The sequence below is a fragment of the Helicobacter pylori genome, assembly GCF_030062585.1.
Classification (GTDB): domain Bacteria; phylum Campylobacterota; class Campylobacteria; order Campylobacterales; family Helicobacteraceae; genus Helicobacter; species Helicobacter pylori_CN.
Map to the genome: position 1 here is coordinate 984,433 of NZ_CP071935.1, position 12,747 is coordinate 997,179.

At 37.5% G+C, this 12,747-nt stretch carries 9 protein-coding genes and 1 pseudogene; 1 reads left to right on the plus strand and 9 read right to left on the minus strand.

Features of this window, described 5'->3' with window-relative positions; all coding sequences use genetic code 11:
- Positions 1–124: 124 nt before the first annotated feature.
- The 4 genes and pseudogenes from J5F42_RS04650 to hofC form a co-directional block, all read right to left on the minus strand.
- On the minus strand, positions 125–613 hold the full coding sequence (locus tag J5F42_RS04650) for a hypothetical protein (RefSeq protein WP_283491149.1): 489 nt from the start codon (positions 611–613) through the stop codon (positions 125–127).
- A 31-nt stretch (positions 614–644) separates the two neighbouring features.
- Positions 645–1,472: pseudogene (locus tag J5F42_RS04655) on the minus strand (PBECR3 domain-containing polyvalent protein); the annotation flags it as partial.
- A 399-nt stretch (positions 1,473–1,871) separates the two neighbouring features.
- Positions 1,872–3,269 (minus strand): outer membrane beta-barrel protein HofD, encoded by a 1,398-nt coding sequence (gene hofD / locus J5F42_RS04665; RefSeq protein WP_164856843.1) that lies wholly within the window; start codon positions 3,267–3,269, stop codon positions 1,872–1,874.
- 72 nt (positions 3,270–3,341) lie between these two features.
- On the minus strand, positions 3,342–4,928 hold the full coding sequence (hofC, locus tag J5F42_RS04670) for an outer membrane beta-barrel protein HofC (RefSeq protein WP_283491150.1): 1,587 nt from the start codon (positions 4,926–4,928) through the stop codon (positions 3,342–3,344).
- Between the two features lie 276 nt (positions 4,929–5,204).
- Between hofC and J5F42_RS04675 the strand changes: the two genes are divergently transcribed.
- A complete protein-coding gene (locus J5F42_RS04675) occupies positions 5,205–6,149 on the plus strand; it encodes a catalase family peroxidase (protein WP_283491151.1) in 945 nt (314 codons plus the stop codon).
- A 232-nt stretch (positions 6,150–6,381) separates the two neighbouring features.
- Here J5F42_RS04675 and J5F42_RS04680 read toward each other — a convergent pair whose 3' ends face one another.
- From J5F42_RS04680 to J5F42_RS04700, 5 genes are read right to left on the minus strand one after another with little or no spacing between them, the layout of a single operon-like run.
- Positions 6,382–7,134, minus strand: a complete 753-nt coding sequence (locus tag J5F42_RS04680) for a restriction endonuclease (RefSeq protein WP_283491152.1) — start codon at positions 7,132–7,134, stop codon at positions 6,382–6,384.
- The gene (locus tag J5F42_RS04685; protein WP_283491153.1) at positions 7,127–8,182 is read right to left on the minus strand and encodes a DNA cytosine methyltransferase; all 1,056 of its coding nucleotides are present in this window, start codon (positions 8,180–8,182) and stop codon (positions 7,127–7,129) included. Before J5F42_RS04685 ends, J5F42_RS04680 begins: the two co-directional genes overlap by 8 nt.
- A 5-nt stretch (positions 8,183–8,187) precedes the next feature.
- Positions 8,188–9,987, minus strand: a complete 1,800-nt coding sequence (typA, locus tag J5F42_RS04690; RefSeq protein WP_097699736.1) for a translational GTPase TypA — start codon at positions 9,985–9,987, stop codon at positions 8,188–8,190.
- A gap of 45 nt (positions 9,988–10,032) precedes the next feature.
- Positions 10,033–10,881 carry a glycosyltransferase family 9 protein gene (locus J5F42_RS04695; protein ID WP_283491154.1) on the minus strand — a complete coding sequence of 283 codons (849 nt, stop codon included), beginning with the start codon at positions 10,879–10,881 and terminating at the stop codon, positions 10,033–10,035.
- On the minus strand, positions 10,847–12,484 hold the full coding sequence (locus tag J5F42_RS04700) for a class I SAM-dependent methyltransferase (protein WP_097699925.1): 1,638 nt from the start codon (positions 12,482–12,484) through the stop codon (positions 10,847–10,849). The genes J5F42_RS04695 and J5F42_RS04700 overlap by 35 nt, the downstream gene beginning before the upstream one ends.
- Positions 12,485–12,747: the final 263 nt, after the last annotated feature.

Here is a 12,747-nt window from a genome sequence, read left to right on the forward strand (position 1 = left end):
ATTTGACGCTTATTTTCTAACGCCCATAAGCTAATAAAAGTTGGTATTTTAACCCATTCAAACCTTTTAGCCCTCTTTACCTCAAAGGATTATTGAAATTTTTCAAACCATGTTTTAAGCTATTCTATGGCTGGTGTCCCATCATTGCATTGTAAGCCTTAACGCTTTTTTGAGTTTCTTGTTCTAAAAGCATTCTCGCTTCTTCTATCAATTGATTTTCTAGCTTTTTAACTTCGCTTTTAATGTTTTCAGTGTTAGCATTTAAAGTAGCGGTTACTTCTTGCTCGTTAGCCTTCATGCTCGTATTAAACTCGCTAAAAAAGCGCTCGTATTCTTTCATTTTTAATTTTAAGCTCTCGCCGGCGTTACTCAGCCATTCAATGGAATTTCTTAAACTGCTATCAATTTCATTCGCATTTTTGAAAAAATCCAAACTCAAAAGCACCTCTAAAATCCTAACGATGCCTTTAAGGCTTAATTTCACTTGCTCAGTGAAAAGATGATTACCTTTTAAAGCGTTTTGTAATTGTTTTAACAATTCGTTAGTGATTTCTTTCACTTCTGGCTGTTCGGTTATTTCTAACATGCTATTAGGCAAATTAGGGTAATTCATTTTTTAATCCTTGACTTTTTCAAGTTTTTTAAGTATTGTTCTTTTCAGCACCACCATGGGAACTCAACCTATGGCGCACTTTCGCGTTAGCGTCGAGTGAGGTGCTTGAAAATTCTTTATAAACATCATTATTCTTATAATCTCCGTTACTCTTGAACATCGTTTTTAAAACTAATTCATTTTTCTTATTGACCGCTTGCTCTACCACTACCGCATAGCCATTGATTTGTTTAAACGCGCTTATAACTTCTTTATCCTCGTTGTCTAAAGTCCTAAGAATCGCATCAGCGTTATTGACGATATACCTATAATTCGCTATATCATCGTAAGTAATAGGGCTTTCTCCATTTTTAACATTAACAGAATTAACGCCATTCCTTTTGAGTATGTGAGCGATAGCATCATGATCTAAACTCGTTCTTATGTTTTGCTTAAAGTGAGTATCAGTTAAAAGTTCTAATTCTTTGTTAGAGGCTTTTTCTATAATCATTTTTTTGTTGTTTTTGTGTAGAAATTCAACAATTTCAGGGTTTAGGTTATTCACTCCAAAAGTGATCGCATCTCTCCCGCTTGTGGGGATTTCTGCGTTATTTAATAATTCTTTGATTTGCTCGTTAGTGAGTTTTTGATTAGAAAAATCAAACGCTTTCTCTTTGATTTCTTCGCTCGCTTGTTTGATTGAGTTAGTAAGCTCTTCAATGATTTTAAGCGTGTTGTTGCTAAATTTAGCGTTTTGTGTGCTTAATTCTAAATTCTTGCTAAAATCGCTTATAGAGTGGCTTCTCTCAAGCGCTCGTTTAATGTGATACTTTAAGGCCGCGCCTGCGGTGGCTTCGTTTAGGGCTTTAGGTAATTTCACGCCTAAAATGCGATCGGGCGCGTTTCTATAAAGCGTTCCTAGCGTGAATTTAGTCCATTGGTATTTTAACGCTCCGCTTAAAGTGGTCGCTAAACCTTGGCTTAAGTTTTTCGTAGTGGCTGGCTTTAGACTTTCGGCGATCTTAACATCGTTCTTAAAAAGCTTATGAAAACCGCTCGCTATGTCAATGTATTCTTTAGCCTTGGGCGTGGTGAAAACATCGCTTTTAAACTCGTTTAGCTTGTTGAAAAACTGCGCGGGGTGTGGTGTTTTTGTTCTAGTGTATTAAATATTGAATAATAAATTTAAATAAAACTTTTTGAGTATTAGTATTTGATTGGAGCGAAGCCTTTTAATATTTTAAAAAGGCTAATCAAAAATATCCATTAAGAATAAATACTAGTAAATTCTAAAACCATAAGTGATGTTAAACATTATATGGCTTCGGTCAGAATACACATTGTGTGTTAAAGGTTGCGTGCCAGGCCCGTTAGGATCGGTTGGAACATACATGCCACAATACCCAATACAATAGCCTTTTTTGGTGATATTGCCATAATATTCTAGTTTTAAATCCATTCTAATATTATATTTATTAGAAAAATAACTCAAAAAGAGCGCGAGACTCCTTTCATCAGCCCTTGGGCTATCCGTCCAACGGCCTAAAATTTTCCAACTAAAACCTCTATATTGTGAGCCTACATACAAAAACCCGTTAATAACATCAGCACCAACAATATTGTTAATTTCTGCGTCATAAATACTATTCGTCCAAATGTTATACCCCAAAGGGTCGCCATAAATACCTATATCACCATTAGCGTTACCGATATTTTTATAGACACTACCCCCAAATTGCCACTTATTATAGTAAAAACGGGTGCGGAAGAAATAAGTTTGCCCGCTCTTTCCTAACGGCACTTGTTGGAAGAGGATAATATCATTTTGATTAGCTGGAGTGGCAAAAATGGGGAAAAACCCCACGAAAGTGCCTACAAAACGAAAGCCCTTATTGTTGAAATTAGGGTTGGTGTCATAAGTGATATTAATGCCTGGCGCATACATTCTTTGAAAGATCGCATAAAAATACGGGTTGATTTTTAGGTTGTCTTTTTCGTATTTTAAATCCGCAATCATTAGAGCCTTACCGCTTGTATAGTAACGCCCAAAATACCAAAACCAGTCGCTTGACGCTGAAGCCCTAGCGTCTGAATACATCACTCTGAATCTGGTGTCTTTGTATTTGACAAAGCCTTCAACCCCTTGAGTGTAAGAAGTGAACCAATCATACTCTTCAGCATCATAGCGCCCCCCTTTCACGCCAAAACTGAATTTGTCTTTTTTGTAGTTGTAGCTCAAAAAAGCGTTATGCACCATAGCTAAACGAGGTTTTTGCACATTTAAACCACTATGCCCTGCATACCAACCAATATATTGCCAAAAGATACCCGCCCCAAAAGGATCGGTCCTAGAGCCAGGCTGGCCGTTAGGGATATTGTTGCCTTGATAGGCGGTAGAGTCATAGGGGAGCGCTGCCATCATCGCCCCCACTTCCGCTCTCAAACCCTTGTATAAACCCATGCTCAAATTCAATTCGCCGAGCAAAGAAGTGTAGCTACCTGTAGGATAAATGTCTTTGGAGGGCTGGTATCTTTGGTTGTTAAAGCCAAACTTGGTATAGCTGCTCACCTTTCCAACAATACTCATGTTGAATTTATAAGCTTGAAGTTTGGATAAAAAAAGACTAGAAAAAAGCAAAAAAAATAGAGAGTAAGAAAAATATTTCTTAATTTCCAAAACCCTAACTCCCAAAGATATTAAAATAAAAATACAAAAAAGGCATATCTAAGAGATAGGGGGAGAACTCTCTTAGAAACTATAACTGATGTGTGTCATCAAATGGCTTCTGTCTTGGGTAATACTCTTTTTAATGCCACCCATGTCTTGAGGACCTTGCGCGAACGCCGAAGATTCAAACAAACCATTATTCAAGTTAAGCGGCTGACCGTTTGGCCCAAGGAAACCGGTTCCAGGGTTGTAACCCGCACGAATTTGGAACTCTAACCACACGAGTTTGAGACCCGCTTTAACATGTTTGCTGAACTGATAGTCTAGATACATACCAATACCATATTCCAATGCCCTTGGAGCGGTAGTGAAGCGTTGATAAACGCTCCAACTGAACTTACCATGCTTGCCTCCACCTTTAACATACTCAGTGAACGCATCAGCATCGGTAATGTTGTCAATCCCCGCAAACCCTAAGCTGTAGATACTGCCAACCCATTGTTCGATACCATCCACAGCGATGATGTTACCCCAAGTACCTAAGTTCATGTTAGGGTTACCAATGTTGAGATAAGCACCACCAACCACAAAGTAGTTGTTAATATCTATATGGTGGCGTAAAAAGAGCGTCGCACCACCAGGACCTTGCAAGCCACGCCACTTACCATTATCCAAGAACGGATCCCAAGTGTTATAACGAGCGGGTGCGTAACGACCGTATTCAGCGTTATTCCAACGATAGCTGTATAACGCATAGAAAGTCGTTCTGTTTCTTATACCCCTACCACTAAACCCCGGATTGGTATCATACTCTATTTTAACACCGGGATCTGTTTCTACTTCTGGGATAAGATACACATAAGGGTGGATCATTAAATTCTTTGTAGGGCGATAAATAATACCGGCTTTATGAATACCCCAAGGCTTTTCACGATAGATAGGGAACAACCATTGACCATCAGCGATACCACGACCCCAAGAGCTAAAGAGCAAGAACTTCATCTTATTCGTGAGCTTGAAAGTCCCATAAAAACCTTGGAACAATTGGTAAACCCAATCCATTTGCTCCTGCTCAGTAACATCAAAACGCCCCATTACCATATGAACTCTACTGCTATCATAGGTGAGATTCGCTTTATAAACTTGATAGCGCCTTGAATGCCCAGGCAAGTAAGCGTTAGCCGGATAGTAGTTAGGGAACAAGCCGTTCCACTCACCCATATATTCCCAACCAATACCTCTAGTGTTAATGACACCACCTGGCCCTTGCTGTTGCCACATTTTAGTGGCGTTCATACAAAGCTCTGAAGAAACAGTACCGCACGAAGTTTTATCCCAATAGCTTGGGGGGGTAAAATCCTTTGCCCACCTATCATACCTAGTGCTATCATAAACTTGTCCGCCCAAAACACCGCCTAAATTCACGGTCCATCCCCTACCTAAATGCACAGACCCCTCTAGCTTACCCGTAAGGTTAACAAAAGTTTCTGTGGGATAGATACCTTTAACAGGGTTAATAGGCGAATGGTTAAAACCCACTTTGGAGAAGTTGATAAAATCCCCATGCACTTCATAAGTAACCGCCCCTAATGAACCCGTAGTGAACAATAGTGGCAATGTAAAACGCTTTAGCAATGTAGCTACAACTTTTCGTTTCTTTAATTTCATTCCTCTTCCTTACTTTACCTGAGAATAGATAAATTACTCTGTAGAAATAATTGTAGCATAAAAGAATATAGATTTAGTTTAAAATCAAGCTAGTTTTTCTCAAAATTTACAAAATTTAAATTTTCAAACGCCAGTTTGCTAGTGAAAAAGCTTCTATTTTACATAGTCGCTTTAAAAACTATCTGCATTGATAGTATATAGTATGATAATATTTTAAAGCTAAAAATGGTTTTTACATCAATACATAGATTAAAAAAATGACAATAAGGAGCAAAAATGAAAAAAATTGGTTTGAGCTTGTGTTTGGTTTTGAGTTTGGGTTTTTTAAAAGCCCATGAAGTGAGCGCCAAAGAGATTGCGGATATTTTCTACAAGCTCAACGCCAAAGAGCCTAAAATGAAAATCAACCACACTAAGGGGTTTTGCGCTAAAGGCGTGTTCCTCCCTAACCCGCAAGCAAGAGAGGCTTTAGAGGTGCCATTACTCAATGAAAAAGAAATCCCTGCGTCTGTAAGGTATTCTTTAGGGGGCGCGATGATGGACGATAAAAGCAAAGTTAGGGGAATGGCGTTAAAATTAGAAAATCAAAACGCTAGCTGGACAATGGTGATGCTCAATACAGAAATCAATTTTGCCAAAAACCCTAACGAATTCGCTCAATTCTTTGAGATGAGGATCCCTAAAAATGGCAAGGTGGATGAAGCAAGAATCAAAAAGCTTTATGAAGAAGTCCCCTCTTATAGGAATTTTGCCACCTATATGAAAACGATAGGAATTAGCTCAAGCGTGGCTAACACGCCTTATTATAGCGTGCATGCGTTCAGGTTTAAAGATAAGAAAGAGGAATTATTGTCTGCGAGATGGAAATTTGTGCCTAAAGAGGGCATTAAGTATCTTAACCCCCAAGAATTAAAGCAAAAAGATTCAAATTATCTGCTTTCTTCATTCCAACAACACCTTAAAACTAAGCCCATAGAATACCAAATGTATCTGGTGTTTGCGAATCAAAATGATGCCACCAACGACACGACCGCGCTTTGGAAAGGCAAACATAAGGAATTATTAGTAGGGACCTTGAAAGTTGAAAAATACGAAGGAATGGGTTGCAATAAAGATGTGTATTTCCCAGCTGATCTCCCTAAAGGCGTAGAAGCCCCTACTGATCCCTTATTCCAAATCAGGAATGAAGTTTATGGGATCACTTTTAGCAGAAGGCAATAAAAAAGATAGGGCGGATCAATATAAATTGGTTGCAAAAATGCGTTTTTATGGGTTTGGGGGAGTGGGATTTTTGCTTAAAGCTTTTAAGTGCGCCTACTCAAAATCACTCGCTCTCTTATTTGAGTACACACACTCACGCTGAATATCAGGCAAGAATAACGAGCATTCAATCTACCTACCACATTTTTAATACTCTTAATCTTGTATTTTATTTAGGCCGTATTATGGGTTTTTATGAAAGCGGCTTATTAGGTATTTCTGTAATTTTGTAATCAAAAAAATTTTGCGAAATATTAAAAACGCTCTGCCCTTCCATTTGTTGGCGGGTTATCCAATTCAAATCATTGTCTTTGATTTTAGAAATTTCTACGCACGCCACTTGCCCGTTAAACAGGTCAAAATGCACCACAATAGTAGGAATTTTATCCGTTATCAAACGCCTTTGAGCTTCTAAAACTTTATGTTCTTTAATATCATTGATCCCTTGAAACCCGCTTTGAATTTCTAGCAATAAATGATTGTCTAACAAAAAATCGGCTTTAGGACTTCTTTTAAAGCTTTCTATGCTCTCAAAATTATCGCCACCAAAAAATTTGATGGTTTCTTTTTGCGTGTTAAAAAGACAAGCGATAAAATCCTTAAAAAACTCCGCTACCAAAAACCCGCGCATCCAAGAAAAACAAACTTCTTCAGGTCTTCTGCCTTGATTATTCAGCTTATAAATAATATGAGTGTCCACTATCTTTGAAAACACTCGCTCTATGGAGTTTTTAAAAAAGCATTCCAATTCATACCCATTATATTTAAAACAATAAATACTATTGATAGCGCTAAAAATTTCAATAAGCCTTTTTTTGAGCGCGTTTAAATAATTAAAATCAACGCAAGGTTGTATGTCTTTAGCGCCTAAAAATTCCTTAAACGCATTTTGAGAATTAAAACCCAATAAATTTCTATAACCTTTAAAATCGTTATTATCAAACATTGTTACCCCTTAAAAAATCAAAGACAGCATGAGCGAGCGCTACACTCAATAAAGGCGGCACGGCATTACCAATTTGCAATCTTTTAGCGCTAGCGCTCCCATAAAATTTATAATTATCAGGAAAACTTTGCAATCTTGCCCCCTCTCTAATGCTTAACGCTCTAGAGTCTCTTGGATGGATACACCTAGAACTGCTTGGGGTAGAAAAATTTCTCGTAATGGTGGGGGCTGGTTTTTCCCACCACATTTTGGCATAGGTATTAATATAACCGCTTTTGGGGCGTAAACTTTCTGGCAAATCATCTTTATTCTGCCCGTCTTTTAGCGTTTGCATGATTTTTATCAGTTTTTCATTGTTTTTAGGACTGCTATGCTCACTTAATTCTTTAGAATTCCGCACAAATTCCAAAAAAACATTATCCGCATTTTTAAGATAACCTAAAGCATCGCCATTTTCACCGCTTTGAATGGGTGGTAAATCCCCTAAAGCGTCTTTTAGAGAAAAATGCGTTTTTATGGGTTTAGGGAAGTGGAATTTTTGTTTAAAACTTTTAAGTGCGCCCACTAAAATCACTCGCTCTCTTATTTGAGGCACACCATAATCTAGGGCGTTTAAAATGGCATGCTCTAAAATATAATCTCTCTCTTTAAAAGCGTTACAAATTTGTTGGAACAATTGCCCTTTTTGCATAGACATTAAACCCACCACATTTTCAAAAACAAATATTTTTGGTTTCACTAAATCTAAGATCCGTAAATATTCTTTAAACAGATTCGCTTTTTCATCCATTTTTCTTTTGCCAAGGGTAGAATAGCTCTGGCATGGTGGTCCGCCTAGCAGAATGTCAATTGGAACGCATGGCAAGTTGTGGCAATGAAGTTGCATAATATCGCATAAAATGGTTTGTGCCTCTTTATGGTTGGCTTGATAGCTTAAAATGGCGTCTTTGTCTATATCGTTAGCCCATATTAATTCAAAATGGGGATGCACAGAAAAGCCATAGCTCAATCCTCCAGCACCACAAAAAATATCTGCTACTTTATACAAATTACCTATTTTTTCGCCCTTTTTCTCATGTTAGGGTCTAAAATCTTTTTTCTGATCCTTAAATTCAAGGGGGTAACTTCTAAAATCTCATCTTCTTCAATCCATTCTAACGCCCTTTCTAACACCATAGTCCTAGGCGGGGTGAGTTTGATCGCATCATCGCTCCCGCTCGCTCTCATGTTGGTTAAGTGCTTGGATTTGATGGGATTGACATCTAAATCATTATCCCGGCTGTGCTCGCCAATGACCATGCCCACATAAACCTTCGTTTGGGGGTTGATAAAAAGCGTGCCTCTTTCTTGGATATTGAAAAGGGAAAAAGCGGTCGCTTCGCCATTTTCCATGCTAATGAGCGCCCCATTTTTGCGCGATTCCACGCTCCCGCTAAAAGGGCGGAATTCTAAAAAGCTATGATTCATCACGCCTTCGCCCTTAGTGTCGGTTAAAAACTCGCTCCTATAGCCGATAAGCCCTCTTGCAGGAATTTCAAATTCCAATCTTGTATAGCCGTCGCTCATGGGATTCATCGCTTTCATCTCGGCTTTTCTTTTGCCCAATCTCTCAATGATAGCCCCGCTAAAATCTTGGGGCGTGTCAATCACTAAATGCTCAAAAGGCTCGCATTTAACGCCATTTTCTTCTTTAATAATGACTTCAGGGCGTGAAATGCTAAACTCAAACCCTTCACGGCGTAAATTTTCAGCTAAAATAGTGATTTGCAATTCCCCACGCCCGCTCACTTTAAACTTGCCTTCGCCCATTTCTTCGCATTTCATAGCGATATTGGTTTGCATTTCTTTTAAGAGCCTGTCTTTCAATTTGTTGGCAGTAACATGCTTTCCTTCTAACCCGGCTAAGGGCGAATCATTGACGGCAAAATACACGCTCATCGTAGGCTCTTCTAAATGCATGGGATCTAAAGGCATGGGGTTAGTGGGATCAACGATACTATCGCCCACGTCCATTGCGTTAAACCCGGCAAGCGCTACAATATCGCCCGCATAAGCGTTTTCAATCTCAGTCCTAGCCAACCCTAAAAAGCCTATAAGCTTAGTGATACGGCCATTTTCTTTACTCCCATCGCTTTTCATCAACAGCACGCTTTCATTCTTTTTAACCGAGCCATTAAACACCCTAGCGATACCGATTTTGCCCACATAATTGTCATAATCAAGCGTGAAAATTTGCATTTGCAAAGGCTCATCAACGCTCCCGCTAGGGCTTGGCACATGCTCTAAAATCGTTTCAAACAAAGGCTCTAAATTTTTCTTTTCATCGTCTAAACTTTTCATCGCATAGCCATCTCTAGCAGCAGCATACACCACAGGGAAATCCAATTGTTTATCGCTAGCCCCCATGGCTACGAACAAGTCAAAAACTTCATCCACCACTCTGTCCGGTTCAGCGGCGGGCTTATCAATTTTATTCACCACCACAATAGGGCAAATCCCAAAACTCAAAGCCTTTTTAACCACGAATTTAGTTTGAGGCATGACCCCTTCTTGAGCGTCCACTAAAAGCAACACCCCATCCACCATTTTTAAAACGCGCTCCACTTCGCCCCCAAAATCAGCATGCCCGGGAGTGTCAATGATATTGATTTTAGTGTCTTTGTAATAAATAGCGGTGTTTTTAGACAGAATAGTGATCCCTCTTTCTTTCTCTAAATCGTTGCTATCCATCACCCTTTCATCCACTTTTTCTCTCTCACTAAATGTGCCAGATTGAGAAAGTAAGCCATCCACTAAAGTGGTTTTCCCATGATCAACATGCGCGATTACAGCGATATTTCTAATATTTTTCATGAATGTCCTAACAAGCAAAATTGAAATTAGAAGTATAACACAATATTATAATAGCCCCAAATGGCGGAATTTTTTGGCTAAATCCTGTTCTATGTAATGGCTTTTATGGGCTTTGAGAAAATTTTTATTCCCACCATTAGGCGGCATGAAATCGTCATTATCTCTATAAAAAAAGATAAAATAATTTTTCTTTAAATAGTAAGCCAAATGGATTAAAAACGAATCCCCCCCTATATACAAATCGCTTTCTAAAATCAGGTTTTTAACTTCTTCTAAACTGGTTTTAGCGCGATAATGAGCGGCTTCATTTTGTAAAAAAGCGTATCGTTCTTCAAAATCTAAAAGCGTAACACAAAAGGGTTTTAAGAGTTTTAAAACGATTTTTAAATGCTCTAAAGAAATATTTCTATAATTTTCTCTTGTGAAAGGGTTGATCAAAATCTTCTTGGGGTTTTTTAAATTCATGGGATATAAAGGGTTATCAAAAACATGCCCATAAATTTGAGAAAACAACTCCTGGCGGTTTTGATAAACGTTTTTAATTTCTTTATTTGGAGTGGTTATGGGAATGAATTTGGATAAAAGAGTGCTTCTAAAATCTTGTTTTTCTAAAATCAAGTGTTTGACTTTGTGCTTCTTAAGCGCTTTTAACAACCATAAAAAATCCTTCATCGCCAAAAAAACGCCTTGTTTTTTAAGGTCATAAAAAGCGGGGACATTCTCAAAAACAGGAATGATTTCAAAATATTTTTCGCATTCTAAAAGCTTGGCGATTTTTAAAGTCAAATGAGTGCCTAGGATTTTAATGGGCTGTTGCTGTTTGAAAGCGATTTCTTTTAAAAGGCTAAGCGTGATGAGGTTATCCCCTAAAGCCAAAAGACAAGCAACATGCATGGTTTTTCCTGATGGTGAAATGTTTAGGGTCTTTTTTTTCTATCCCTAAATTTTTTAAATAAAATTTTTCATCAAAACCATTGTTAATAAATTGCGCAAATAGGGGCAAGCATTCCAAATCTTTTCTTAAAATTTTATGCGTTTTAAAAAGCGATTCAAAAATGAATTGCATTAAATCGCTGTTTAATAGTTCTTTTAGTGCATGAGCGTTGATAGGGAAATTTTCTTTTAAAACAAACATGTTCGCACTGTTTAAAAAAAGGCGTTGCTTATTGTCATAAAAAAAGACCAGTTTTGAAGAAATGAATTTATACACGATTTTTTCTCTAGCCTGATAAAGGCTTAAGGGAGCGACTTGCTGGCAGTCTTTTAAATCAGCGTTAATGAATTGGCTAGGGGCTTTTAATCCGTCTTTTAAAATATCTGAACCTCTAAAAATAGGAATGGTATTTTTTTCTTGTTTGGGGTGTAATTTTTCTTTATTGTTACCTGTAACAATCCCTAAAGCAAAATGAGCGTTATTTTTTAAAGTGGTGTGGGGAATGGAAAAAAGGTGGTCTAAAATTTTATTTTTTTGGTGAGAGCAATGGATATTAAAAATCTTTTTAGGGTTGTTGAAAAAAGAAGAGGGTGAGCGTTTGAACTTGCTATTTTGATAAAAACATGAGATTTTTTGATTCTTGTTAGGGGTTTTTTTAAGCGCCAAACCCACAGCCTTAGTCATTAGATTTTTAAAAGGTTTGTCAAAATCAATCAGGCTTCTCATTTGAAACTTTAAAGCCATTTCTCGCATTTTACTGAACGCATCAATATTCAAACAACTTTCGGGTAATAATAGCCCCAAATGAGCGTTTTCTTTTAAGCAATTCAAACTCGCTATAAAAAAGAGCGATGCGCTATCTAGGCTTTGAGAGAGGTTGAATTGCTGTTTGAAAGTTTCTTTTTGGTTTTGGTTGTATTTCTTACCCCATGGCGGGTTGGTGAAAATACAATCAAATTGCGGGGTGTGTTTTAAATTTAAAAAATCTTTTTGCATAATATTAGGGCAATCTAAACGATAACGCTCTTTAATGCGCTTTTTAGTCAAAGCGACAGCAAAGGCGTCTGTATCATAGCCATAGATATTTTCAACCTTAAACCCCAGTTTTAAAGCATGCATGACAAAATTCCCACTCCCCACAGCCGGATCGCAAAAAATCGCTTGGGAGGTATCAAAATCTTTAGGGAGAGTGAAAAGTTGTTCTACTATCCTATTAGGGGTGTAGTAAATGCCTTCTAAATTTCTGGTGGTATTGGAAAGCTCTTTTTCATAATAAGAGCCTAGATTTTCTAAATCAGAGCTATTTTCTAACATTTCTAGGTATTTTAAAATCAATTCTTGATGGTTATGCACGCTTTTTAAGGATTTGTTAGCGTATTTGTTAAGCTTGTTTTTCCCTAAATGGTTGCGGCAAAAATCTAAAAAAGAGCTTGTTTTCACATAAATTTTATGATCAATCTCTAATTTTTCTAAAAGATTGGTTTTGATCCAATTACGCACGCTGCTATGAGAAACGTTGATTAAATGAGCGATTTCTTCAATCAAAAGAGCGTTTGAAGGCATTTACCCCCCTAAAAACTATAAACATAACTCACATTAAACACTACAAGGCGTTTGAAAAAGAGGGAAGTGTTTAGCCCTNTATTCTTTTATTCTTTTATTCTTTTATTCTTTTATTCTTTTATTCTTTTATTCTTTTATTCTTTTATTCTTTTATTCTTTTATTCCGCCGGTGTTGTTTTTTTTATTTCTTTTGTTTTTAACTTTTTTGGGTTGGGTTGATTTGGGGGGTTTGCGTTTAGATTTTTAGAATCGATCTAAAAGAA

Bases quoted from the DNA above. Each gene is read 5' to 3' on its own strand.
- J5F42_RS04650 (WP_283491149.1), bottom strand. From the start codon at position 613: ATGAATTACCCTAATTTGCCTAATAGCATGTTAGAAATAACCGAACAG.
- hofC (WP_283491150.1), bottom strand. From the start codon at position 4,928: ATGAAATTAAAGAAACGAAAAGTTGTAGCTACATTGCTAAAGCGTTTT.
- J5F42_RS04675 (WP_283491151.1), top strand. From the start codon at position 5,205: ATGAAAAAAATTGGTTTGAGCTTGTGTTTGGTTTTGAGTTTGGGTTTT.
- J5F42_RS04680 (WP_283491152.1), bottom strand. From the start codon at position 7,134: ATGTTTGATAATAACGATTTTAAAGGTTATAGAAATTTATTGGGTTTT.
- typA (WP_097699736.1), bottom strand. From the start codon at position 9,987: ATGAAAAATATTAGAAATATCGCTGTAATCGCGCATGTTGATCATGGG.
- J5F42_RS04695 (WP_283491154.1), bottom strand. From the start codon at position 10,881: ATGCATGTTGCTTGTCTTTTGGCTTTAGGGGATAACCTCATCACGCTT.
- J5F42_RS04700 (WP_097699925.1), bottom strand. From the start codon at position 12,484: ATGCCTTCAAACGCTCTTTTGATTGAAGAAATCGCTCATTTAATCAAC.